Genomic DNA, 25,187 nt, shown 5'->3' on the forward strand with positions numbered 1-25,187 from the left:
TATCGAACAGGCCGACAAACGGCACCTTGACCGGCACGCCAAACAGCCGGTACTTGCCATCTTCGCCGTGCTCGCACAGCTCCAGCAGCCAATGCAAGAAGGCGCGCGCCTCGGCCGCACCACGGGAGAAGCCATATACATGCACCCGCAAGCCAGCCAGCTTGGGCGCTTGCTGCACGTCCAGATGCTGGATGATGGAGGCCATGCCATTGCGCATGGCCTGGCGGCGGCGCTGGCTGGGCGGTATCGGCCCCTGCCGCTTGGTGTCCCACTGGTTGAGCTCGCCATTTACCATGTCGCAGGCAATACGATAGGCCTCATCATCCGGCAAGTCTTCCGGTTTGTCCGGGTCCGGGCTTTTCGATTTGCGCAGCGCATCAATCAGCCGGGTCAGCCCCCATAAAATACGCATCTGCCCGCCGCTGGCGTATTTCAACCCGGCAGCGGAGAAGCTCATTTCATGGATTTCCTTGAACTGGGTGCCCACCCCTTGCAGATAGTAGGAGAAATAGCCATCCCTACCAGCTTTCTTTCCCTGGATGGAGGCCTGAAACAAGCGGGCAATATTGGAATGGCTATTATTTGGCAGGTCGGTTTCCATATGGTTGTTGGTGCCATCGAAGAACAACGACACATTGGTCACCAGCCCACACGGGGGCGGGCGGCGCTGGGCACGCGCGGCCAGGCACACCTCCTGCATTTCCTGTTGCTGCAGATAGCGCATGTCGCGCAGCGCTTGGGCATCACTGGGGAAGGCATCCAGCTGCTCATCCCAGGGCGCGGCCAGTTGGGCGTGTTCCAGGTTTATTGGGGTTTCGGACATGACTGACCCTCCATCTGTTTGGCTTCGGCTTCCCATTGATTAATCAGCGGATATTTCTGTTTGCAGTCCAACACCAGCCTCACCTGATGGCAGGGCAGGAACACCAGATTCAGGCCGCAGGTGCTGCCATACGGCGGAATCTCCACCTGCGCGCTGTAGTGTTGGTAGGTGGTTTGCTTTTTTTTCATGTACTCGCGAAAAGCATTGCGGTCTTTCGGACCACAATCCAAGCAAGGGTTGGGGTCCTCCACCCAGCGCACGGTGGCCATCAGACCGGGGCGCCAGGTACGGGGCAGCGTGGCGCAGCACACCTCGCCGGCAAATACCGCTGACTTACCCAGAAACTCAAACTCAGCGCTGATGACGGTGTAGATGTGCGGGTTGAAGTCATACAAATGGGTGGGCACACCCATCAATCCCCCGCCCGGCCCGGCCAGGAGACTGGAGCAGGCCGCCAGCCAGGGCAGCAGCAGGCAGAGCAGCGTGCGTTTAAGCCAGCGGATGCCGTGCCGCCAGAGCTGTTGCTGCAAATAGCGCGTGTCGCGCAGCGCTTGGGCATGACTGGGGAAGGCGTCCAGCTGATCATCCCAGGGTGCGGCCAACTGGGCGTGTTCCAGGTTTATTGGGGTTTCGGACATGACTGACCCTCCATCTGTTTGGCCTCAGCTCTCCACTTGGCCAATGTGGGAAAAACCTGTTTGCTATCAATTACCAGTCGCACTTGATGGCAGGGCAGGAAGGCCAGATTGATGCCATAGGTATCCTTGTACGGCGGAATCTCCACCTGCGCGCTGTAGTGCTGGTAGCTGGCTTCTTTCTTTTTCATGTATTCACGAAAAGCATTCTCATTTTTAGGACCGCACCCCAGGCAAGGGTTGGGGTCCTCCACCCAACGCACGGTGGCCATCAGACCGGGACGCCAGATACGGGGCAGCGTGGCGCAGCACTCCTCGCCACCGGATACCCCGGCCACACCAAGAAACTCAAACGTGACGGATTTGACGGTGTAGATTTCCGGGTTGAAGTCATACAAATGGGTGGGCACGCCGATCAGCCCGCCACCCGGCCCGGCCAGGAGGCTGGAACAGGCCGCCAGCCAGGGCAGCAGCAGGCAGAGCAGCGTGCGTTTAAGCCAGCGGATGCCGTGCCGCCAGAGCTGTTGCTGTAAATAGCGCATGTCGTGCAGCTGCTGGGCATCACTGGGGAAGGCATCCTGCTGATCATCCCAGGGTGTGGCCAGTTGGGCGTGTTCCAGGTTTATTGGGGTTTCGGACATGACTTTTTCTCCATTAGCTGGCCCTCCATCTGTTTGGCGGCTTATTTTTAAGGTGCAAGCCCAGCCAGGAAAATATTGCTGCGTTGCACCGTCTTGCCGGGTGCAACGCCGTTATTTCAACGTTGAAAAAAGTGTGTACTGCTTACTTGAAAAGTGGTGCAATGTTTTTATTTAAAATTTTCAAGTAGTTGTTTGATAGCTTCTTGAATTCTTCTGTTTCTCTTTTTTCCTTGTCTTTGAAATTTTCGCTTGATGAGTTGTTTTTATTTATTGGTCGGACGTAAGTAATATAGATGTTGTTGTTTTCTTTCGAGTAAAGTTGAATAGAGGCAAGTATGGGGGTGTCAAAGGCATATTTCGTCTCGAACGTATTGCAGTCGAGGCTGGGTATTGCTTTGTTGTTGTTTGTAATTTCTTCCTCTGATTTTTCCATGTTATTTTTTTCGCATATTTTTGGCAGGTAGGTAAAGGGTATGCTTTGACTCGTCGTAATACTTAGCATGTAGTCTGGCATTTGTTCTGAATTGTTTGATGGGGTGTATAGTTCAATGCCAATCTGATTTTTACTTGCGATAAAAGACCCAGTCTCCAGTCCGCCTGGTAGTGGTCTCCACTCTCCAGGTGGAAGTGGAATGTTGAAGTTGCCTATTTTTATTTCCTTGCTGATTGATTTGTTACTGTTTATCCAGTCTTTTAGTTGATCAATGCTTTCTTTTGAAAAATAGATTTTTTCCGATTTTAATGTTTCGGCATGGCTGCTTGCCGAAGTGCAGAGAATGCTGCTTAGCATTAAAATTGCGATTGCGCTGTCACGGAGTGTGGTTGACATGGTGTGTTTTCCTTAGTGGTTGTGTGGAGATCTGTTTGGTAAACACTGGAATTAATTACTCTTGATGTGGTTATTTGTTTTACTCGTGTTTTGCAGTTGTTCATGAATAAAAGCATTGCGCTCTGGCTCGGAAAGCATATTTTTCTCATCGGCCAGTAATTGCATTTTATAAAGGAGTTTCATCATGGATTCTTTATTGTCCAGGCCAAATGAGTCAGGGGTGGATTCATGGGTTTGTTGCCATCTTTCGGCTTGCTGCCATGCGCTTAAGGCTTGTACACTGCCATCGCTCAGGTGCAGTACTTGATGCGGCCAGTCCGGCAAAGAGGAGAGCTCATCAGGGCGGTTTATCCGACAGGAAACGCCATCACGGTCTTGCCAGTGAACGGCGTGAATGGGTTCAAAAATAAACTTGAATTCGGCTGGGGATAAGTTGCTTAGTGCTATATGTATGCAGCGTGGATCGTAAAAACGAAATATCATGGGCATGATGCCCTCATTCAGTTCCACTTGCATTGCTTGTGTGAGTCGTTTGGCGAGTTGGTCTAGGTTGACGTGCTCTTCTGCCAAAAACAAAATAAGACGTGGCTCATCTTTGATGAGTTGTATTAATTCCAGTAATAATTTTACTTGTTTTTCCTGTGTTGTTTGGAAGGCAATCAATACTGGTCCTGCCTCGGCTGCCATGTGGTGTATCGTGTTTTCCAATAAAAGGCGATAACTTGGTGCTGCCGAATGATATTGAATTGTTTGCAGAATGAAATGTTGATCCTGTGCTAGATCAATCATCGCAAATAGCTGGGTTTTCTGTATTTGTTGTACATGAGTTAGCAGCTCGTCCAGCCATTCTGCTGCAGTCTGTCGTTGTGTTTTTATGACATTCAACATTAGGCATGGCCTCCTGTTAGTGGGTTGGCTTCTCTGAAAGCGCGTTCCAGGCAGGATTTGCAATTCACCTTGGTAAACGATGGAAGGGGAGTTGATTTTGCAACGGGGCCAAGGACGCTGAAATCACCAAAATGGGTAATCGGCCCTGCACCACTACCCAGTTTTAGCCCTTCGCTGCCAATGTTGATCCAGCTACCTCCAGCAGTTAGTGTGATTTCTTTGGCATTGATGATCACTTTGCCATTGGAACTGCTGATATTGAGTTCTCCCATGGATGCTAGTTGTAATGCATCTGATTGAGCTTGGATTTGAATAGGTCCTTTGTTGGCAAATAATTTGATGCCAGTTTTCATGGCAAACAGGCTGATGATTTCACTGACATTTACCGTCAGTTTTTTCATGATCGTGATTGCGGTATTGCCACTGCTGCTGATCGCCAGGGTTTTTCCCGTATTCAGGTGCATGCTGCCAGGCGTGGACAGTGCCATTCCCCTTGGGGACGTGGCGACCAGCACGGCTTCTTGCAACTGTTTGATTTGTTGCTGTAACAGTTGGTGTTGTGCTTGCCAGTCCAGCTCTTCCGCGTTGGCCATTTTTGCTGCGCTACTCATGGCGTGGGCGTTCTGGTTGGCTTCATCCAGTGTCTGGTAGGTTTCAGTCAGGTCGGTTTGCTTGCCCTGAGCGTGTTGCTGGGCATGGGCGGACAGCAGCAGTCCGCGTCCGGCGCGCAGCACGCCCCACTGCTCGCTGCGCAGCTCGAAGCCTTCCCCGCGCGGCTGGCGCTGGCCATCCACCAGGTGGCCGATGTTGAGCTGGGTCTTGCCGTATTCGGTGGCCAGCTTGATGTGTTCCTTGCCGTGCAGATCTTCCATGCGCAGCTTGTTGTGGGCGCGGGTAAGGATGACATTGCGGGTATGCCAGCCGCTGTTGATGTGATCCGGCTTGCTGCTGTCGTGCATGGCCGAGGCGATATAGGGGCGGTCGATATCGCCAGCGGTAAACGCGATGTTGACGCGGGTGCCGGCATGCAGCGGCAGGTGCAGGCCAAAGCCGCCGCCGGCAAAGGGCTTGGCCAGGCGGACCGGGCGCGAATCGCTGCCGGGGGGCCATTCATCCAGATCAAACAGAAAGCGCACCCGGTAGCGGCCATCGGCATCGAGAAAGGGGTAGCGGTAGCTATTGTTGGCCGGGCTGACCACCATGGCGGGCAGGGTGCCGTGGATGCGCGGCTTGTCGCGCAGCGCCGGTCGCCACAGGCGGTCGGCGGGGATGACGCTGAACTGGTTGTGATAGGCCTGATCGCGCGCGCCCTGATGGCGCACGGCGGTGAGCAGCCAGCCATGGGGGGCTTCGGCAAAGGCCTGGCTGAGGGTGAACACGGCGCCGGGGCGGCTGTGCAGCACATTGCCGGCCCCCTCGCCCTGGCACTGGCGGCTGAGCGACAGCTGGTGGCGCAGCAGTGCCAGGCGCTGGCCTTCGTCGGCCGTGCGCTGGCCCTCGCCCCAGTCATCATCCAGGCCATGGGCCGCCGGGGTGTCGTCGGGGCTGTCCACGCGGCTGGCCAGCGGGGTGCTGGCGCTGCGGTAGTTGAAGTCGCGGCGCTGCACGCTGTGCAGCATGGGCTGGTGGTGCAGGTCGAAGCGGCGGATCACTTCGCGGCCGACGCCTTCCAGGCCGGCATCGGGGCTGAGCGGCAGGATGGGCAGCAGCCCGCGCTGGTAATGCTCGAGATTATCGCCAAAGGCCAGCAGCGTGCGGCCATCGGCAGCGGGGATGTCCTGATAGAACAGCCCGGCGGAGGCGGCCAGGCGCTGGATGAAATCCAGATCGCTCTCGCGATACTGGGTGAGGTGTTCGAACAGGGGATAGTCGGCAGTCAGGTCGAACTGCAGGGCGCTGCCGGCTAGGCCATGCTGCTGCAGCACGGCTGCGATCACGGCGGGGATGCTTTGTTGCTGAAACAGCCGGGTGTGGCGGCCATCGGCGAGGGTGGCGAGGGGTGGGCCGATGCGAAAGCGGTAGCGGGTTTCCTGCGGATTGCTGTGCAGGCGGCTGGCGGCGCGCACCACGCCCTGCCAGCGGCGGGAGCGGTCGCTGGCGGGTGGTGGGGTCAGGCCGGGGATGGGGGGAAGGACTGTTGCGGCGGGCGGGGTGATGGTAAAGGAGACGGGCTGGTGGATGAGCTGGGCCAGGGGGAGGTGTGCCTGGCTTGAGGTGACGGCGATGTCGAGCAGGAAGGGGGTGTCGAGGGCTTCGTCGAGGGTAAAGGCGAACACGGACAGGTCCAGCCCCAGGCGTGCGGGGAAGGCGAGCTGGTAGGGGTTGGGCATGGCGGGTCCTTGCTGTGGTGGGTTGCGGTCGCGGCAGCTGCCGGGGGGCAGCTGCCGGTGGTTGGGGGTTAGCGGTTTTCTATCCAGCTATCGGAGTGGATGATGTTGCCGTCCTTGTAGGCCCAGGTAATCTTCTCGTAGCGCACGTCCACTTGTTCCAGGTGGTTGTAGCGTTCCTTGTCGATGTCCTTGATGTTGTGCATCTTGGGTTTGACGGCGACGACCTTGACGTTTTCCAGCTTCATGTTGAAGTACTCTTTTTCCTCGCCGGCATCGTCGATGCGGTACCACTTGATCTCCATGCCCTTGAGGTTTTGTCCGCTGGTGACCGCCTTGTACAGATAGGGTGAGGAGGCGTCGAACTCCTTGACGAAGGTCAGCGGGGTGTGCACGCGGGTGCCGGTGAGCTTGCCGGTATTGCCGTCGGTGGGAATGTAGACGCTATGGTCGAATTCCAGGATTTCTACCGATCCTTCACGTCCCTGCACCGTGACCGAGCCCTTGATATCGGCACCGCCGTCATCCTTGATCCACAAATACGCGGGTATGGCCATACTGTTTCTCCTTGCCGGGGCTGGCCCCGGTCGTGTTGTCCGTCCACCTGCACCGGGCAGGGGCGGTTTCGTTGACACCCTGATGTCAGCGCGTTTTGCCTGGCGGTTCGATCAGGGTGATTTCCACGCGCCGGTTTTTGCTGCGGCCGGTCGCATCGTCATTGCTGTCCAGGGGCTGGGTGTCTCCCAGCCCCTGGACAGCAAAATGGGTAATGGGGAAGGTGGTGGCGGTCACCAGCCAGCTGCGCACGGCTTCGGCACGAGCCAGCGACAGCTGCAGATTGCTGGCGGCGTTGCCGGTGTTGTCGGTATGGCCGTCGATCAATACCCGTTTGCCCGGATTGGCCTGTAGCCAGACCAGCACCGATTGCAAGGCCAGTTTGGCTTGTGGCTTGAGCACGGCCTTGCCACTGTCGAACAGGGCAGTGGTATCGAGGCGGACGACCTCGCGTTTGGGGGCGGGGGGCTGGTAGTGCCGCAGGGCCTCGTTGCTGATGCTGGCCAGGGCATGGCCCTGGTACAGCCCGAGATCCAGTCGCAGCGGTATGCCGTCGGTGGCAAGACTGTTCAAGTGGTTTTGCCAGACTTGCAGGGTTTGCGCTGCCCGGCCGCGCAGCGGTTCCTGCGTGGGCTTGAGTATCTGGAAGGCGCGCAGCCTGGCTTCGCTTTGCTGGATGAGCAGGTGATTGTTCCAGGCAGAGCTGGTGGCAAAGGCGGTAAAAAACAGCGCCGCCGTGGTGAGTAGCCAGGCCAGCCCTTGCAGGGAAGGCGGGCAGCTTAGCCGGGCCGGGAAACTGGCGAGCAGTGCCTCGGGCAGCGGCAGGGCCTGCGGTGGGGTCGCCGGCTGCTGCGCGCGCAGTCGCAGTTGACTGGCCTGGTTGGCAGCCTGTTGCCAGGGGCTATCGCCTGTCAGTTCGCCGGCACACATCCAGCCGATGGCATGCAGGGCGGGGCCGCCACGCGCTGACTGTTGTGGTAGCAGGGCTGGCAGGAGCTGTGCTGCCGTATGCTGCAGCAGCCATTGCAGGGCGATGCTGTTGTGCACGGCCTGCTGGCGGTTCTCTACGCTGCTGTGCCAGGTCTCGGTTTCCATGGCCCGGCCTTGCTGGGCGATGGCCTGTTGCGCGGCCGGATAGTCTGTGGCCGGGGCGATGGCGGGATTGGCTGGCTGCAAGCTGCCGGCCTGGGCCGGGAAGGCCGCGATGACCAGCAAGGCCGCCGGCAGGGGGTGGCCGAGTTGCTGCTGTGCGTGTTGCCAGGCACGTTGCCAAGCTGATAGTGCCGGGTCGGTGGCAGCGGCCAGCGGCTGATCGGCATTGACGACCAGCAGCAGGCCACTGACGCGGTAGTGTCCGGCTTGCCAGCCGGCCAGCTGCTCGGGATCTGCCAGCCATAGCCAGCGTTGGTGCAGGCCCTCGCGGCTGGCATCGCCTTGCATCAGGTCGGAGGCGGCTGGTCCCCCCACCAGCACGACATCGATGGTGCGGTCTGTACCGGTGTTGGCCTGCCGCAATCCGCGTTGCCACCACAGCAGCATGAGGAGCAGCCAGGGCAGGCTGAGCAGGGCGGCGCTGAGCGTAGTCAGCGGTAATGAACGCCAGATCAGCAGGAGTCCGAGTGTCAGCACCATGGGGGGAAACAGCCCGTGCCAGAGTATGCGTGGCATGTTGATTCCTTAGCTGCCGAGCTGGCTGACTGCATGGTGCAGCCAGCTTTGCAGCAGGAAGTAGACGATGAGGGCCAGGGAGCAGGACAGCAGGGCCCATAGCCAGGGGGAGAAGCTGCGCCAGTGCAGGCTGCGCCGTTTGCGCTGGGGGGTTTGCACGGGGGTGTCGATCGGCCCGATGCTTTGATCCAGCTTGTGTATCAGTTGGGTGCGCTGCGCAGGATCCTGATGCTGGTATTTGCCCTGGAAGCCGAGTGCCAGCACCAGTTGCCAGCAGGCCAGCAGCCATAGGGAAGGCGCTGGCGTGGCGAGTGCCTGGCTGATTTGTTCATACACTTGTTCGCCTCCTTGCAGGGTGCCAAAGCGCTGTACCTGCAAGGGCGTGGCTTGCCATTGCAGGCGCTGGGCTTCGGGCAGGGTGCGCAGTGCGGTTTCGTCCAGCAGGCAGCTGGCGGCGTAGATCATCTGTGCCCGGTCGCTGGCAGGTGCTCCGCTTTGGGCCAGCTGTTGGTCCAGCTCGTCCAGCACGGTCAGGCAGTGGTCTTGCCACCGGTCCGGTGCCATCACCTCGGCTTGTCCGTTCAGCCGGGTGACGATGAGGGCCACATCGCGCATGTGGCCGCGTACGCTGTGGAGGATGTCGGCTGGTTTCATGGTCTGGGCACCGCATACAGCGCCAGTTGCAGTTCTGGCAGCGAGGAAGGGAAGTAAAAGGCGCAGGACTGGGCGGCCAGCATGGCGGCAAAGGCCGGGTGCTGGGCATCCAGGGCGAAATACAGGCTGTCCACCCTGCTGGGCAGGGCCGTGGGCAGACGTTGCATGGGGCGCAGCGGAATGCCGTTCAGTGCAGAGGACATGATGCGGGCGACATCCTCAGGTGCCCCGGCCTTGGAGACCTTGGGCAGTTGCTCTTGCAGCAGGTGCAGCGGCATGGCGGCGTGCACCGACAGGTAAAAATCGGCACCTTCGCGCAAACGGGGGTCTTGCAGATGGGCGATCCACAAATTGGCGCCGTCACGCTGCAAGGGGAGCAGCACCACCGGGGTGGGGATGACGGTATCCAGCAGATCGCGGATCAGGCTGTCGAGCTGACCGAAGACCGGGCCCAGCTGCTGGTGGTCATAGGCCGGGATATCGTTCAACTGGCGTTCCAGGGCAAAGGTACAAAGCATGCCGGCCAGTCGCGACAGGCACAGATAGGCGTGGTAAGGGTGTATGCCGGGTAATTGCGACAGCATGCGCAGTTCTGGCCAGCACTGCCCCAGGGTATTCATCAGCCACAGCAGGCTGATGTCGGAGAGCAGGTAGTCGGCCGCCTGCTGGGTGCGCTCGCGGCGCTGTTGCTGCAGGCTGTCCTGCCTGGCTTGCAGTAGTTCGCCAAGCTGCTGCAGGCGGTTTTGCAGTGCAGGCAGGGCATGGCAGCACAGCAGGGGGGGGATGAAGTCCGGGTCGCAGGCAAAGCGGTTTTGTGCATTGCGCTGCAGTCGGGCCAGGGGCAGCTTGCTCATGCCATCCAGTGATTCGCCATCAAACTTCAACAGCAGATTGAGCTGCTCGACGGCCAGCTCGTCTTCCTGTTCTCCCATGTGGTCGGCCACGCGGGCAAAGCTCTGCTGATACCGCCGTGGTATGTCAGCAGGCCCGACGCTGCCCTGATGCAGATTGTTTCCCATGGGGTTGAGCGCTGGCAGCGCCAGCCAGACGGTGACGCTGTCCACTGTGGCGGGCAGCTCATCCAGATGGCGTGGCGCAGGCAGGTGGCCGCTCAGTCGCTGGTCGAAGGCGCTGCCATCGGGAAAAATGCCCGCCAGGCTATCCAGCCTGACCTGTCCCTGATCCAGCGCGTGTTCATCCAGCAGGATGGCGGACAGCCCCCAGGGAAAGGGGCTGGCCAGTTCGGCCAGCTGTTGGCGCTGGGCGGCTTGCATGGCTTCTTGTTGTTGAAACAGCTGTGGCAGGAGCAGGATGCCTTCGTGCCAGAGTGGTTTGTGAATGCGCAAGCTGAATATCCTTCAAAAATGATGGCCTGAATGCATGGTCGCTACGGCGATCAGCCATGGCTAAACGGTTCGGGAATCAAGGTACGGTGGAGTAAGCCTGTGAGCTCCGTGCTAGCGGCGGGTCCGCAGATGACTGCGCTGGCGCCGTCAGTAGCCGCAGGCGCACGGCCTGGTCCGGGCTGAAGTAGCTGCCAAAGCGCACCAGTCCGGCCTGTTTCAGATGGCAGACCAGCTCATAACCCAGTACATCGCTGTGCTGGGCTTCCAGCAGCTGGATATCGATGCTGTGCAGCCGCGGTTCGTATTTCAGCAGCGTGCTGGCGATGCTCTGACGCAATTGATGCGCGCTGGCAGGCAGGTGGCGGTAGATCAGTGACAGATCAGGCAGGCCGTAGTCAGGCAGATGCTTGAGCGCACCTTGCCGGCTGTTGAGAATCACCCGGATGTTGTCCATCACGCTGAGCAGCAGCTGGGTGGCATCGTCCCAGTCGTATACCGTGCTGCCATCCTGGAAGTTGCCTAACAGTTTCTCGTAGAGGGAGGGGCCGCTTTGCCGGTGACGCATGATCATTTCCCCTTTGCTTTGCTGGCCGCTGCTGCGCTTGCGGGCTGGGGTGGCGGGCTGGCTGGTGTTTGCGGGACTGCCGCTGCCGGCTGGGGAAGCGGGTGTGGCAACTGGCTGATAAGGATCTGGCTATCCTTGACTTCCAATTTGGCCGGGGTGTCATTGTCCAGCACGCTGATGGGCAAGCCGATGCGCCAGATGGCTTGTGGTCCGTTCTGGCGAAACAGTGCGACGATCGCGATCTGCCCGGCGTTTTCGTCCAGCGGCTGGTCGAGGCTGTAGCTGCTGTCCGGTGTCAGCACAAAGTCGTGGCGTGCCAGCAGCTCATCACCCAGTATTTTCTTGTCGTCGCCGAGTATCTGTTCGTAGCTGGCGGCGCGGAATGCCTTGCCATCCCGCAGCTGATAGACGCGCACCACCACCGACAAGGAGCGCCCCTGTTCATCCGGGTTCAATGCGGCCCTGGCGGTCACATCCAGTTTTACGGTCTTGATGCGCGGATAAAACACTGCCTCGGTCAGGGCTTTGCTTCCGTCCTTGACGTATTGCCAGGCACCGCAGCCGGCAAGGCCGAGGACCAGCAGCAACAGCATGATGCGCAGGGCGTGGCGCATGGGGGGGTTCTCCTGTTTGAGCGGAATCGGGCTAGGCATGTAGCCTGCCTAGCGGAATCAGCGGGTCTCTGGTCTGGGCTGCCAGCAAGGCAGGCTTCAGATGGGCATCGCGGCCAAGCCTGGCACCATGGCGTGATAGCCGCGAAGGAGGCCATGCATGACGGGGCAGGCTGGCAAACAAGGCCAGGTCCCAGCGCAGGCCCAGATAGCCGCGCAGGATGGTGCACAGCTCGGCATGGCTTGGCTGGCCTTGTTGCAGCGGGCCGAGCTGACTGCTGTCTTGCAGATGCAAGATCAGTTTGACGGTGCGCTGCACATCGAGCAGGCGTCGTCCCAGCACCAGGCTGCCCGTTGCCATCCGGCTGTCCCGGCCTAGCCGACTGGCGGGGAGCGGGACCATGCGCGGGTAAAAACAGTTGATCTCGGGCCTGCTGTCCGGCAGCACATGCAGCACCGCTGCGCGCAGGCCATCGGCGGTACGGCTGCGCTGGCTCATCGGCCCGAGCAGTGCCAGCCAGCGTGCCGGGCTGAGTGCAGGCGCAGTGCCGGGGATGGCGCGGCCTGTCAGGCCAAGCAAGGCCCTGGATATCCGGTCTTGTCCTCCGGGCTGGAAGCCGACGGGGTAGTGATATTTGCGCCAGATGGCGTAATAGCGGGTGACGATGCGGTGATGGAACAGATCAAGAAAGTCTGCCAGGACCTCGTGTCCTTCCCTGCGGGTGACGAGGTCATTGCCGATATGCAGGGGCAGGATGCCATCCACGCCGGTAAGCCCGAGAAAACGGGTCTGCACGGCGGGAGCCGCTGGCCCTGCATCGCTCATGTCCTCCGGCTGATAGGCCAGTTCCGCCGTGGGAAAACCGAAACCCGGACGCGACCGGAAGCGGATGGGGTCGGCTGCGATGCTGTCCTGGCTGGCAAACCGCGCGGCATCGGGCCGGGCCAGTTCCACCAGTTCGCAGAAGCGATAAAAATTGAAGCGGCATGCCTGTTCCAGCAGGCTCTGTATCAGAGGGGAGGGCGGCTGCATGCACGGTCCTCCCCGCAGAAAATCTGTCCCGTTGGCTGGAGCAGAACGCGCAGACGGGTAAACAGGTTGAGATCGGCATAACCGGCGAGAAAGTGGTCCAGCAGGGTGGCAAACAGGTAGAGATCTCCCTCTCCGGTAAAGCCGGCCTGATCCAGGGTAATGGTGATTTCAACGCCGCTCATCACGCAGCCGCGCTCCACTTTGCGGACCAGCTGATGCGAAACATCGACAATAGCCTGCAGCCGGCGGCGGTTGAGTTCGTCGTGGGTCCAGTCATACAAGGCCAGGGTGCCGCGCAAGGTTTCCGTATTCAGCAAGGACAGGTAATTGCTGGCCATATGCGACAGGACCCGCCACTGGAAGCGGTCTTCCCGCGGCGGGTGGCAGGGCAGGCTGGGTGGAAGCAGATTGCAGATCGCCACGACCGAGGCATTGTCTTGCAGCAGGGTCAGCAACTGCGTCTGGCGCAATGCCTTGCGCGGCAGCATGCCGTTGGTGCCGGTGACCTGCAGCGACAGGGTTTCGCTGAACAGGCTGTTTTGCTGATGCCAGGCGTGCCCGCCCAGCATCAGCCAGGTGTCGTAACGTCCGCTGGCGCTTTGACGCTGGCTGCTGTGGTAATAGCGCTCGGGTGCTTCGTGGCGCAGCATGCCGCCACGGTGGCGAAAACTGCTGAATGGCAGATAGGCATGGCGTTGACCGGTATGGTGGTCAAAAGCCTGCACGCTATCGACGGAGAAGACTTCGACATGGGCGGCATCCTGTAGCCGGGGGATGACGCGATATTCGGTGGAGAGGTGGTCGACATGAATCGGCTCGGTTTCCACTTCGAACAGATTGATGGCCGGGACGCAGTTCAGTTGAAAGGCGCGCTGGTCGAAGGGCAGTCCGGGAGGAAAGCTGCTGCCGAGACTGATTTCGATGTCGAACCGGCCGTCTGTCGGCAATTGGCTGGTCTGGATGCCTTGCAGTTCGATAAAGAGGAATTTTTCCCGGAAGGCAAAGTATTCCATCAGCAAGGGATAACCGCCATGCGCAGTGGCCGGTCTGGGCCACAGCGCGTCATCCGGGTCGAAGCCGGTTTGCCGCAGGCTCAGGTCGGTGGCAATCACGGTTTCTTGCCCGCTGGGCTTGAGTGTTAGCCGGACCTGCGGCCGGGTCAGTGCGTGCAGCAGGGCAAAGGCAACCGGCGCATCGGCATTGAGAAACAAGGGCAGCCGGGACAGGTCCAGACTTTCGCGATTGGCCTGTGCTTCCAGCAGGAAACCCAGGCGGATCAGCTGGCGGCCATCGTCCTGCTCTTCCAGCTGTGCCCGCTGCAGCTGCAGCGGGAGCAATTGCAATGGCCGGGTGGTGCGGTAGTGGCAGCGGATGCCTGCCGTGCCGACCGGATCGCTTTGCACCGCGGTGCCGCTGGCCAGATGCTCTGCCTGTTGCAGCACCCCTGTGGCAGGCTGAAACGACATGACGGTCAGTGACGGTATCATGCGCAAATAATGTGGCCACAGCAGACTGACCAGGTTTTCGGTCAGCTCTGGCAGATCGTCATCCAGTTTTTGCTGCAATTTGCCCATCAGAAAGGCAAAGCCTTCCAGCAGACGCTCGACCATCGGGTCCAGATCGCCGACCCGGTCAAGGTTGAGCTGCGCGGCGCGGTCGGGATGGGCTTGGGCGAATTCCTTGCCCGCGTCGCGCAGATAGCGCATTTCGGCTTCGAAGTAATGCAGGGTTTGGTCATCCATCGGCAGTGGCTCAGCTTCAGTAGCTCGGTAAAAGCGCGCTACGCAAGGGGTTGAGCAGGCTGAGTTCCTGCTGTAAACGCTGTAACTGCAGATTCAGCTGCTGTTTGTCGTTTTCTTTCCGGCCGCGGCTGCGCAGTAATTGCTGGTAGGTGAGCTTGACTTCAAAGGCCAGTTCCGGGTCCCACTGGCAGATGGCAGGGCTGCATACCTGGCTTTCCAGTCCGCTGGCAATCCCCAGCGCAATGTCTGCCCTGCCGTTGGCTTCCGCCAGCCGGGCTGTCAGCAGCAGGCGTTCGGTCTGACCACGCATGCCGCGTGGCTGCGGCAGGGTTTGCAGCCAGGCCAGTGCGGTTTCCAGCCCTTGCTGTTCTGCCAGCAACCGGGCTTCCTGGCTGATGTCTTGCAAGGACGGGTCGCTGCCCGCGTTGGCATAGGTCGGTGTAATGGCCTCTCCGGCGCTGATGTCATGCACGACTGCATGGCTGGCCAGCCATTCCAGCGTGGTGTCGTCGGCAAAGGAGCTGCCATCGGCAAAGCGCAGCTGCTCGATATCCGGTAGGCGGTGCCGCATCAGGGCAATATCGCTCAAGGCAATGTCACGCCATTGTTGATAGTCCTGCCCCAGCTGGCCGAGTGCTTGCCAGGCCATATACTGCAAGTCCAGCCAGAAGTGATTGGCTGACTCCAGAAAGGCGGCATCGATTTTTTCCAGCAGGCCGTGCCATTGTTTTTGCAGCAGCAGGCGCTTGAGCTGCTGGCGTAATTCCGGGCGTGGTCCGGCCAGCCTGGTCAGCAGTTGACCATTGTGTGGCGGGGGGTGCAGTACGCTATCCCAGCGCACCACCCGCGCCAGGCGAAAGGCGGCGAAGGCGCCATGAGGTTGTTGGCGCAGATAGCTGCACATGGCGCGCAGACTATCCATCAGCATCTGGCTGGAACGAATCGCTTGATCCTGATAAGGGGTGTGCTGGAGCAGGCCGTCGGGCATGGCGGCGTCTCTGGCGACACTTTCCTGCGCATCCTCCTGCTGCAGTCGGGCCTGCAAGGCAGACCAGGCTGTTTGCAGTCTGGCGTCATGCCCTGCCCATGCCTCCAGCACGGCCTGCAGTTGCTGACGCAGAGCTGGTTTGAGTGGTGCAGGGGGGCTTCCTTGGGCATCCAGCCAGTCCAGTACCTTGCTGCTGCCAAGCCAGGCCAGGGTAGCGTGACGGGTTTCGTTGCGGCGTGGATGCAGTTTGTTGCCATACAGCCGGATGAGCGCTTCCAGGAATTGCAGCCCCTGCAGCAAGCCCTGCCAGCCTTGCTGGCGGATCCAGGCATACACCAGATACACCGCAGGGCGTAAATCCTTGCCTTGCTGTAACAAGACTAGACAGTCCCGCTCCAGGGCGATGCTATCGAGGCCGGAGAGCAAGGCCAGGTTTTCCTTGACCTGCAAAAACAGCTCATTGTTGCCGACATCCTCTCCGCAAGGATGCTCGGGTTGGCAGGCTTGCAGCGGTTCAGCAAAGGGCTGCTCTGCCAGGCTGGTGTTGTCCTGTCCGATCAATCGATTGAGCCAGTCCGGTTTCATGGGCCGTGGTGTTCCTGTAGTGGTCTGTGCGTGACTGCCTGCGCTGACTTTCGGGCGGCTTGCCCATCCGGGAGCAGATGGGCAAACCGCTTGGTCTCAGCGCTTGGCCCTAGCTCTTGGCCTTGGGCATTTGCGATACCAGCGACAGGCTGATATCCATGCCCTCGACCTGGAAGTGCGGCACGATGAACAGCTTGATCTTGAAGAAACCGGGGTTGTCCTCGATGTCCTCCACCACGACTCTGGCCTCCCGTAGCGGGTGGGAGGCTTGCAGTTCATCGCCGGGGTCGGTCATTTCGGTGACCAGGTTCTTGACCCAGCTGTTGAGCTCCAGCTCCAGCACGCGCCTGTCCTTGGTGGTGCCGATGTTTTCGCGCTGGATCAGCTTCAGGTAGTGGGCGATGCGCGACAGCAGGAAGATGTAGGGCAGGCGGGCATTGATGCGGCTATTGGCGGTGGCTTCCCGTGTTTCATACAGCACCGGCTTTTGTGCCGAGTTGGCCGAGAAGAAGCAGGCGTAGTCGCGGTTCTTGTAGAAGGACAGTGGTGAAAAGCCGAGATTGGCGAATTCGAACTCGCGTGTTTCCGGAATCAGCACTTCGGTGGGGATCTTGATCTGGTTGCCGGTACCCAGGTCGTACAGGTGGATGGGCAGATCTTCCACCAGGCCGCCGGCTTGCGGGCCGCGAATCTGCACGCACCAGCCATTGTGGATGAAGCTGCGCACCATATTGGCGGCAAAGGCAAACGCTGCGTTGGCCCACAGATAGCGCTGGTGGTCGGGGCCTTTTACCTGTTCGCTGTAATTGAAGCTGCGCACCGGGACGGTGTCCTGGCCGTAAGGCAAGCGTGCCAGGAAGCGCGGCAGGGTGAGGCCGACATAGCGGGCATCGTCGGTGTCGCGGAAGCTTTTCCACTTGATGTATTCGGCACGGTCAAAGTAATTGGCCACATCCTGGATGGCCGCCACTTCTTCCATGCTGTCCTTGCCGAAGAAGGCGGCACCGACCGAGGCAATGAAGGGCATGTGGGCGGCGGCTGATACTTTGGAGACATTGCGCAGCAGGGCGATGTCCTGCGGGCCGCGGTCGAATTCGTAATCGGCAATGATGGCACCGATGGGCTCGCCACCCGGGGTATCGTATTCCTGGATATAGGTGTGGCGGTACAGGCCGCTCTGGATGACTTCCGGGCTGTCTTCGAAATCCTGGCGCAAGGCGTCTTTGGAGACGTCCAGGATTTCAATTTTGACGTTCTTGCGGAAATCGGTACGGTCCACCAGGAATTTCAGTCCGCGCCAGGCCGATTCGGTGCGCTGGAAATCCGGGTGATGCAACACGGCATCCAGTTGGCGGCTGATCTGGGCATCGATGCGGTCGATATGATAGTCCAGCAGGCTTTTGTCCAGCCGCTCCACTTTCATGGCTGATTCTTGCACCATTTTCAGGAATACATTGACGGCGACGGCAATGCGTTCGTCGATGGAGGATTCGGACAGGGCATCCTGGTTCTGGAACACTTCAAAAGCTGGGGCATGGCTGACCGGACTGAGCTTGATGCGTGTGCACAAGGCGCTATACACGCCGCTGTCCTGTTCCGTGTCATGTTCCAGCACGGTGCTGCTGTTTTCCTGAGGGCTAATTTCCATGATGTTTTCCTTGGTAGTCAGACTTGCGGGGTGTCCAGCGGGGCAATGTGTTCCAGCTCTGCGCGCAGGCTGCGCGACAGCTTTTCGTCCTTGAGGATTTTTTCCAGCTCACGACGGAAGGCAGCGTTGTCGAGCAGATTGGATTTGAGGTCGCGCAGCAGATTGCGCATGGCCAGCAGGGCACGCAGCTCGGGGATCTGCCGTACCACCTGCTCGGGGTGAAAATCCTTCATGGCGCTGAAACTCAGCTTGACTGGCAGCTCGGAACCATCGGCGGCCAGGGTGTTGTCCACACTGAGCTGCAAGGCAGGCTGGTAATCGGCCAGCACTGCATCAAAGTTGTTCTTATTGATGGAGTGTTTGGTTTTGTCGCTTAGCGCGGTGCCATCGTCGCGCTGGCTGAAGTCGCCCAGTACCAGCAGCTTCAGCGGGAGTTCCATTTTTTTCTGGGCACCGCCGGTATGCAGGTCCAGCGTGATATTGACGCGGGCGGGGGGGACTTCTTTCTGAAAACTCTCAGCCATGGTGTGTTTCTCCAGTGATGTACAGCAAGGTTCAGGACATTCCGCTTAAGCTGCTTATGCTGACTATTTGTAAGTCTTTGATAAAAAATAAATTTTTCTTTTCAAAACCCTATTGCATAAAAATTTTGCAAGCAATAGCCATTTGTCTTTATCTGAAAATGCTTAATGGATTGAGGCAAAAACCGGGTCGTCGACTGGGGAATTGTTGGCCTGGCTCGGATTAATACGAGGCTTGCCACCAGGTGCGGCGGGCTTGCTGGGGGAGGTGGGGCTATGGCAGACGGGAATGCCTGCTTGTCCAAGGGCTGATTTGTAACTGGTGATGCCGACCGGCTTGGCTAGCGGTCAGGGAAGCGGGCGCAAGAGGTGACAGCCCCGTCCTGTTTCTGGACAGGGCGGGGCTTGCATGGGCTGGCAATCTGTTCGTGCTGTGCTGATGCGGCGTGCCGCGGCTCACACTAGCCCTGCACCGGCGTGACTGGCGCCAGCAGAGCTTAGTAGCTCAGGCCAGGGATGGCGTAGTCGCGCAGGCGGTAATAGAGCATGCCGGCCGCCTGCAGCGGCACGCGCAGCAGCTTGCCGCCGGGGAAGTCGGGGTTGGACAGGCGCATGAACTGTTGCAGCAGGTGGCTGTCGCCGAGAATGGCATTGGCCAGTACCCGGCCCGCCGCACAGGTGGGCACCACGCCGTGGCCGGAGAAGCCTTGTGCCCAGTACACATCGCCCCGGCAGCCGAAGTCCGGCGTGCGCGGCACGGTGATGTCGATATGGCCGCCCCAGGTGTGGGTGATGCGATAGGGGGCCAGCTGCGGAAATACCCGCAGCAGGTCGGCGCGCATGCTGGCGGTGAGATTGGCCGGGGTGCGGCCGGAATAGGTGCATTTGCCGCCGAACAGCAGGCTGCGGTCGGCCGTCAGGCGGAAGTAATCCAGAATGAACTGGTTGTCCGACACCGCCATATTGCTGGGCAGCAGTTGCCGCGTGACCTCTTCCGGCAAGGGTTCGGTGGCAATCATATAGGTGCCGACCGGCATGATCCTGCGTTCCAGCGCCGGGTCCAGCTGGTCGATATAGGCATTGGTGGCCAGTACCAGCTTGCGGCAGCGGATCTTGCCCTGTGCCGTTTGTACCTCGCAGCCATTGGCCCTGCTGGTGTAGGACAGGGCGCGGGTCTGTTCGAAGATGGCCACGCCCTTTTCTTCTGCGGCACGGGCCAGCCCCAGGATGTATTTGAGCGGGTGAAAATGGCCGCCTTCGCGGTCGATGAGGCCGGCCACATAGCGCTCCGAGCCGACATGCTGCGGCAGGTCCTTGCGCGGGACGAACTGCAGCGCCTGATAGTCGTAATGGCGGGCGGCGTGTTCCTGCCATTCCGACAGCAGGCGGATGCGCTGCCACAGCACCGAGGTCCACAAATGCCCTTCGGCCAGCTCGCAGTCGATGTGGTGATGGCTGATCTTGTGCCGGATGTCGGCAGCGGCGCCGCGCAGCAATTGCCAGATTTCCCGTGCGGTTTCCAGCCCCAGCGCCGCTTCGATGGGCGGCATGTCGCAGGAAAAGCCCAGAATGAGCTGGCCGCCATTGCGTCCGCTTGCCGCCCAGCCCACGCGGCTGGCCTCGATCACCGCCACATTCACCCCGGCATCGGCCAGATTGTGTGCGGTGTACAGGCCGGTATAACCGGCTCCCACCACCAGTACGTCGACATCCAGATCCTGGCACAGCGGCGGGCGTTCGACTTGTTCGGCCTGGCTGCTGGCGGCATACCAGCTGGGTGGGTAATGTGCGCTGGATTCAAACATGGCGTCTCCTGTGTGGTGGCGCGGGCGGGGCTCAGTGACTGGCGGTATAAGCCCACATCACCTGGGTTTCGACGGTGCCGGGGTTGCGATAGCGGTGTGGCCGGCTGCTGTGGAAGCTGAAGCTGTCGCCGGCTTGCAGCTGATGGCATTGTTGGTCCACCCATAATTCCAGTTCGCCACACAGCACCATGCCGCCCTGATCGCCACCATGGCTGAGGCTTTGCTGGCCGGAACTGGCACCGGGGGCAAAACGGGTGAGCATCAGTTGCAGGCCGCTGCCAAAGCCGGGGGACAGCAGGGCATCGCTGACGCCCTCGGCGTAGTGCAAGACCGGTCGATGTGCCTGACGCACCACCAGCCCGCGTTCGTGCCGGGGGGCCTGGCTGAAGAACACGCTGTAGGGGACGGCCAGTACGCTGGCCAGCTTGTTCAGGTCAGCCACGCTGGGCTGGCTTTTGCCACGTTCCAGCTGTGACAGGAAGCCGACGGAGCGGCCGGTGGCTTCGCTGAGCTGCTGCAAGGACAGTTGGCGCAGCTTGCGCAACTGGCGGATTTGTTCGCCCAGCCAGGCCGGATCGGGTTGGCTGTCGGGCGGGAGCGGAGCGGTATGGGCGGATGTCATGTCCGCCAGCATACGGGGGATGTGCGGATTTTGTGAAAAAATAATGCAAAATTTTCACTGCTGGAAAATTTGTGTTGTATTTTTTCAGGAATGCCAGCGGCCAGTGAGTGCAGCTACCGCGCTGGCGGGGTGTGTGACTGCGGAGCAAGGTCGTGGGCTGTCGCCTTGGCGCCGCTAACAAAAAGCCTGCTGCTGCGTTGCGCCTCCTTGTCGTACTCCTGGTACTGTCTGCGTCGGCGCGCCTTGCCCCAGCGACGCTAGGCCATTTTGTCACCCGCTCTTAAGCGCCAGCGCGTTTGACCTGGAAGCCCAGCTTTTGCAGGGTGGCAATGACGGTGGTGACATGATCGCCCTGGATTTCGATGTTGCCATCCTTGACGGTGCCGCCGCTGCCGCAGGCATTTTTCAGCTGCTTGCCCAGTGCCGTCAGGCCGGCACTGTCGCGCAGCACGCCCTTGACCAGGGTGACGGTCTTGCCGCCACGACCCTTGTTTTCGCGGCTGACGCGCACGATGCCATCACCGCTGGGCAGGCTGTCTTGCTGGCAGCGACAGGCGTCAGCAGGCTGGCGGCAGTCGGGACACATGCGGCCGTGCTCGGTGGAGTAAACCAGGCCGCCGGAGGAGGATTTCGATTTCATATTGCTGACAGGTAAACAAGGCAGCCGGCAGTCTAGCGCCAAATGCCGGGCAAGACGATAGCTGCCCTTTGCCTGGCGGCTGGCAGCGTTTCTGGCAAGGGGATGGAGATGCATGCGGCGGGCCGGGACAGCACGCCCAAAAAAAGTGCCAACCCGGTAAGGGGTTGGCCCGAGAGTAAAGCCGAGAAGAAACAACGGAACAAGAGACAATCCAGCGCAAGCCGCTGGCTCGGGACAGATTGTCGCCTTGTTATGTGACAGCGGCTTGACGTCTCGATGAAAAAACCGCGAAGCATGCGGCGGTGTTCAGTCCGGCAGGCTGTCGAACCGCGTCAGTACCTCCTGCAGCTCGGCGCGGCTGATATCCAGCTCCAGCATGGCGGTAAGGGTGATGAACAGGCCGACAAACATTTCGGCGGAAGCCATGTCCAGCAGCTTTTGCCTGGCCTGACTGCTGCTGAGCGGGCATTTGCTGGCGATCAATTCCGCCACGGCCTGCAGCAAGGGGGGATGAGCTACCAGCTGCAGCAGGGATGAATCGGCCTGGATGGCAGGAAGGCGTGGCTCTGCCGTGATCAGGATGCTGTCCCGCTGCAGGATATGGCGGCTGGAGGCCCCGATGCGGATTTCATGCGGACCGCTGTCGACCACCCAGCTGGCATGGGCCGGGTCGTAATAGGCAAAGTCCTCGCGTTGCAGCGTGAAGTGGGCGGTGCGGCTGGCACCGGCCGGGATATCCAGTTTGACAAAAGCGCGCAGGGCCTGCGGCGGACGCGCCAGTGGTGATGGCGGCGGGGCGATGTAGAGCTGCACGATCTCCTTGCCAGCGCGCCCGCCACGATTGTGGATGTCGATGCTGACCGTGAGGGTGGCGTGTTCTGTCATGTCGTGGCTGGAGAGCTGCAGGTTCTGGTAGTCGAAACGGGTGTAGCTCAGGCCAAAGCCAAAGGGAAACAGCGGCGCCATCTGGCGCTTGTCGTAATAGCGGTAGCCGACAAACAGGCCCTCGCCATAATGATGACGGTCATTTTCACCGGGATAGTGCAGATAGGCCGGGGTTTCTTCCAGGCTGTTGGGCAGGGTGGTGGTGAGCTTGCCGCTGGGGTTGTTGTGGCCAAACAGGGTGGCGGCCACCGCATGGCCCATGCCCTGGCCGGCAAAAAAGCATTCCAGTAGCGCTGGCACCTGTGGCAGCCAGGGCATCAGCACCGCATCGCCATTGCACAGCACCACCACCAGCCTGGGCTGTACCGCGGCCAGCCTGCTGATCAGGCGGTCGTGGCTGGGCAACAGGCCAAGGTGCTGACGGTCGCCATTTTCACCGTCCATGCCGATGGGGGTGCTGACAAACACCACCGCCACCTCGGCGGCGGCGGCGATGGCGCAGGCTTGTTCTAGTGCCGCCTCATCGTCGTGTTCGTCGTCCGGCGCGCCGATGGCGTAGTCAAGGTGCAGCTCTGCCCCGGCCAGGGCGCGGATTTCATCCAGCGGGCAGTCCAGCTGCCAGGGCTGGGTGGTGGCGCAGCCCGAGCCCTGGATCACCGGCTGCCGTGCCGGTTTGCCAATCACGGCCAGCCGGCGCAGCTGCTGGCCATCCAGTGGCAGCAAGTCCTGCTCGTTTTTCAGCAATACCAGTGATGCGGCGGCGATCTGCTGCGCCAGGCGGTGATGGTCGGCAAAGTCCGCCACGGTGCCGGGGCGGCGTCCGGCATGCACCTTGTCGATCAGTTGCAGCATGTGCAGGCAGGCGCTGTCCAGCTGCGCCGCCGGAATGCGGCCCTGTTCGATGGCCGCCAGCAGTTCGGCATTGTCCAGTGCGTTTTCCGGCATGGCCAGCTCATTGCCGGCCAGCAAGGACGCCGGGCGGTCCTTGATGCCGTACCAGTCGGACATCACCAGTCCCTGATAGCCCCATTCCTCGCGCAATACCCGGGTCAGCAGCCAGTGGTGCTGCGAGGTCTGTTCGCCGTTCAGCCGGTTGTAGGAGGACATCACCGTCCATGGCTGTGCCTTGGCAATGGCGCGCTGGAAGCCGTACAGGTAGATTTCGCGCAGCGCGCGCTCCTCGACGATGGAATCCATGCGGGTGCGCATGTATTCCGAGTTGTTGCAGGCAAAGTGCTTGAGGCTGGCGCCCACGCCTTGCTGTTGCAGGCCGTTGATCAGCGCGGCGGCCAGCTCGCCGCTGAGCAGCGGGTCTTCCGAGTAATACTCGTAACCGCGCCCGGCCAGCGGCGTGCGGCGGATATTGATGCCCGGCCCCAGCAGCAGGCCCACTCCCATGGATTGGCATTCGATGGCCAGTGCGCGGCCCATTTGCTGCACCAGCTCCACATCCCAGCTGCAGGCCAGGCTGGAGCCATTGGGAAAGCAGGTGGCCGGCCGCGAGTGGCCGAACAGCGCTTCCGAGCCGCCCTTGTCGCTGCCGCCAGCCGCCTGGCCGGCGTCTTGCTGCACCACCGACAGGAAGTCGCTGATGTTCCAGCTTTCCTGCTGGTCGATCTGCGCACTGCTATAGCGCACGCCATAGGTGCCGTCGGTCATGACAAAGTCGCGGATGCCCAGCTGCGGCAGGCTGGCGCTACGCCACAGGCCACGCCCGCTCAGCAGGGCGACCTTGTCTTGCGGGCGCATGCGGGCGATCAGTTCTGTGTGGGGGTTGGTCATGTCAGGACTCCTGTGGCTGAGCGGCAGCGGGCTGCTTGCGCGCTTCGATCTGGCCCACCATGCGCAGATAGCTGTCTTCATCCAGCTGGTAGCGCAGCATGAACAGCAGCGCCAGCACGAACATGGCCGCGGGAATCAGCGTCATCATCAGCGCGATCCAGTCTTGCGCCCGCGCCGTGATATGCGCGGCATCGTAGCCGGCATATTGCAGGATCAGCCCGGCCAGGCCGCCGGCAATGGCCATGGCCACCTTGGTGATGAAGTTGAAATAGCCATAGATGGCCCCCTCGGTACGCACATGGTGTTGCCACTCGGCGTATTCCACCGTGTCGGCCAGCATGGCGTACATGCAGACAAAGATGCTGCCCATGGCGGCGCTGTATACGCAGACGCAGGCCATGATGGCCAGCCGGCTGTCGCCCGCCAGCCAGTACTGACAGGCCAGCGCCAACGCGCCGGCGCCCAGGGTGAGCAGGGTCAGTCTCTTTTTGCCGAAACGGGCAATCAGCGGTTCCGAAGCGATGGTGCCGACCAGATTGGCCACGGTCTGGATGGCGAAAAAGCTGGCGGCATAGGCTGCATCGCGCAATACATAGTTGATGTAGTAAATGGCGGCGGCCATCCACACGCTGTAGGCGATATAGCTGAATACCGTGAACATGGACAGGTGGAACAAGGGCCGGTTGCCGGTGATGGCCTGCACCATCTGGCGCACGCCGGGGGCGGCATCCTGATCCTGAAGGATGCGTTCCCTGGTCAGGGCAAAGCAGGCGTAGAACAGCAGGGTGGCCAGCCCGGCGAACAGCGCGATGGTGAGCTGGTAGCCGGTGCGCGGGTCGGCAAAGCGGCGGATCAGCTGCTCGGCATACACCGACACCACAAAATAGCCCAGGGTGGCAAACACCATGCGATAGACCGACAGCGAGGCGCGCGACATGGCGTGCTGGGTCAGCATATTGTTCATGGCCGAATAGGGCGTGTTCACCGTGGTGTAGGCCAGGCAGTACACGGTATAGCTGACCAGGGCATAGGCGAATTTGTAGCTGGTGTCCGGCGTGCTGAAGCACAGCACGGTCAGCACCCCCAGTGGCAGTGCGCCATACAGCAGATAGGGCCGCAGCTTGCCATGGCGGCTGTGGGTCCGGTCGATGGCGTAACCGAGCAGGATGTTGAACAGGGCATCGATGATGCGGGCGACCAGAAAGATCAGGCTGGCTTCGCCGGCGCTCAGGCCAAAGATATTGGTGTAGAAAAACAGCAGGAACAGCGACACGGCACCAAACGACAGATTGGACGCCATGTCGCCCAGTCCGTAGCCTGCTTTTTCACGCAGGCCCAGCTTGACATCGGCGGCGGACAGGGCAGGGGCTGACATGTGGTGGTTCTCCAGAGTG

Annotated in this window: 22 protein-coding genes; all 22 read right to left on the bottom strand. The window is 60.5% G+C overall.

All coding sequences use genetic code 11. The features are described from left to right. Positions 1 to 823, bottom strand: an 823-nt coding sequence (locus JHD64_RS03145) for a phospholipase effector Tle1 domain-containing protein (RefSeq protein ID WP_199052221.1), incomplete at its 3' end; no start/stop codon positions are given. Further along, entirely contained in the window at positions 805 to 1,353 is a 549-nt protein-coding gene (locus JHD64_RS03150; protein WP_199052222.1) for a DUF3304 domain-containing protein, read from the bottom strand. The genes JHD64_RS03150 and JHD64_RS03145, both read right to left, overlap by 19 nt. An 89-nt stretch (positions 1,354 to 1,442) precedes the next feature. After that, entirely contained in the window at positions 1,443 to 2,099 is a 657-nt protein-coding gene (locus tag JHD64_RS03155) for a DUF3304 domain-containing protein (RefSeq protein ID WP_199052223.1), read from the bottom strand. Between the two features lie 142 nt (positions 2,100 to 2,241). Beyond that, entirely contained in the window at positions 2,242 to 2,928 is a 687-nt protein-coding gene (locus JHD64_RS03160) for a hypothetical protein (protein WP_199052224.1), read from the bottom strand. Positions 2,929 to 2,979: 51 nt separating this feature from the next. Then, entirely contained in the window at positions 2,980 to 3,816 is an 837-nt protein-coding gene (locus JHD64_RS03165; RefSeq protein ID WP_199052225.1) for a DUF4123 domain-containing protein, read from the bottom strand. Next, positions 3,816 to 6,146: a type VI secretion system Vgr family protein gene (locus tag JHD64_RS03170; protein ID WP_199052226.1), complete on the bottom strand. Its 2,331-nt coding sequence runs from the start codon at positions 6,144 to 6,146 to the stop codon at positions 3,816 to 3,818. The genes JHD64_RS03165 and JHD64_RS03170 overlap by 1 nt, the downstream gene beginning before the upstream one ends. Positions 6,147 to 6,214: 68 nt before the next feature. Next, complete coding sequence (locus JHD64_RS03175) at positions 6,215 to 6,700, bottom strand: Hcp family type VI secretion system effector (RefSeq protein ID WP_059285739.1); 486 nt, start codon at positions 6,698 to 6,700, stop codon at positions 6,215 to 6,217. A gap of 85 nt (positions 6,701 to 6,785) precedes the next feature. After that, positions 6,786 to 8,366, bottom strand: a complete 1,581-nt coding sequence (locus tag JHD64_RS03180) for an OmpA family protein (RefSeq protein WP_199052227.1) — start codon at positions 8,364 to 8,366, stop codon at positions 6,786 to 6,788. 9 nt (positions 8,367 to 8,375) lie between these two features. After that, positions 8,376 to 9,020, bottom strand: coding sequence for a DotU family type IV/VI secretion system protein (locus JHD64_RS03185; RefSeq protein WP_199052228.1), 645 nt, complete (start codon positions 9,018 to 9,020; stop codon positions 8,376 to 8,378). Continuing rightward, positions 9,017 to 10,366 (bottom strand): type VI secretion system baseplate subunit TssK, encoded by a 1,350-nt coding sequence (gene tssK, locus JHD64_RS03190; protein WP_059285736.1) that lies wholly within the window; start codon positions 10,364 to 10,366, stop codon positions 9,017 to 9,019. Before tssK ends, JHD64_RS03185 begins: the two co-directional genes overlap by 4 nt. 76 nt (positions 10,367 to 10,442) lie before the next feature. Beyond that, a complete protein-coding gene (gene tssE / locus JHD64_RS03195; protein ID WP_199052229.1) occupies positions 10,443 to 10,931 on the bottom strand; it encodes a type VI secretion system baseplate subunit TssE in 489 nt (162 codons plus the stop codon). Between the two features lie 2 nt (positions 10,932 to 10,933). Next, a complete protein-coding gene (gene tssJ / locus JHD64_RS03200) occupies positions 10,934 to 11,584 on the bottom strand; it encodes a type VI secretion system lipoprotein TssJ (RefSeq protein WP_199052230.1) in 651 nt (216 codons plus the stop codon). Beyond that, positions 11,577 to 12,575, bottom strand: a complete 999-nt coding sequence (gene tssG, locus JHD64_RS03205) for a type VI secretion system baseplate subunit TssG (protein WP_199052231.1) — start codon at positions 12,573 to 12,575, stop codon at positions 11,577 to 11,579. The genes tssJ and tssG overlap by 8 nt, the downstream gene beginning before the upstream one ends. After that, on the bottom strand, positions 12,554 to 14,317 hold the full coding sequence (tssF, locus tag JHD64_RS03210; protein ID WP_199052232.1) for a type VI secretion system baseplate subunit TssF: 1,764 nt from the start codon (positions 14,315 to 14,317) through the stop codon (positions 12,554 to 12,556). Before tssF ends, tssG begins: the two co-directional genes overlap by 22 nt. 16 nt (positions 14,318 to 14,333) lie before the next feature. Continuing rightward, positions 14,334 to 15,890, bottom strand: coding sequence for a type VI secretion system protein TssA (gene tssA, locus JHD64_RS03215; protein ID WP_199052233.1), 1,557 nt, complete (start codon positions 15,888 to 15,890; stop codon positions 14,334 to 14,336). A gap of 109 nt (positions 15,891 to 15,999) precedes the next feature. Further along, on the bottom strand, positions 16,000 to 17,538 hold the full coding sequence (tssC, locus tag JHD64_RS03220; protein ID WP_199052234.1) for a type VI secretion system contractile sheath large subunit: 1,539 nt from the start codon (positions 17,536 to 17,538) through the stop codon (positions 16,000 to 16,002). A 17-nt stretch (positions 17,539 to 17,555) separates the two neighbouring features. Further along, positions 17,556 to 18,062: a type VI secretion system contractile sheath small subunit gene (gene tssB / locus JHD64_RS03225; protein ID WP_059285730.1), complete on the bottom strand. Its 507-nt coding sequence runs from the start codon at positions 18,060 to 18,062 to the stop codon at positions 17,556 to 17,558. Between the two features lie 494 nt (positions 18,063 to 18,556). Beyond that, positions 18,557 to 19,864: an FAD-binding oxidoreductase gene (locus JHD64_RS03230; protein WP_199052235.1), complete on the bottom strand. Its 1,308-nt coding sequence runs from the start codon at positions 19,862 to 19,864 to the stop codon at positions 18,557 to 18,559. A gap of 31 nt (positions 19,865 to 19,895) precedes the next feature. Next, the gene (locus JHD64_RS03235) at positions 19,896 to 20,486 is read right to left on the bottom strand and encodes a helix-turn-helix domain-containing protein (protein ID WP_199052236.1); all 591 of its coding nucleotides are present in this window, start codon (positions 20,484 to 20,486) and stop codon (positions 19,896 to 19,898) included. A 280-nt stretch (positions 20,487 to 20,766) separates the two neighbouring features. Continuing rightward, on the bottom strand, positions 20,767 to 21,126 hold the full coding sequence (locus JHD64_RS03240) for a translation initiation factor Sui1 (protein WP_199052237.1): 360 nt from the start codon (positions 21,124 to 21,126) through the stop codon (positions 20,767 to 20,769). A gap of 306 nt (positions 21,127 to 21,432) precedes the next feature. Further along, the gene (locus JHD64_RS03245) at positions 21,433 to 23,793 is read right to left on the bottom strand and encodes a beta-glucosidase (RefSeq protein ID WP_199052238.1); all 2,361 of its coding nucleotides are present in this window, start codon (positions 23,791 to 23,793) and stop codon (positions 21,433 to 21,435) included. A 1-nt stretch (position 23,794) separates the two neighbouring features. Next, entirely contained in the window at positions 23,795 to 25,168 is a 1,374-nt protein-coding gene (locus JHD64_RS03250; RefSeq protein ID WP_199052239.1) for an MFS transporter, read from the bottom strand. Between the last annotated feature and the right edge of the window lie 19 nt (positions 25,169 to 25,187).

The sequence above is a fragment of the Aquitalea sp. ASV15 genome (assembly GCF_016429115.1).
Taxonomy (GTDB): domain Bacteria; phylum Pseudomonadota; class Gammaproteobacteria; order Burkholderiales; family Chromobacteriaceae; genus Aquitalea; species Aquitalea magnusonii.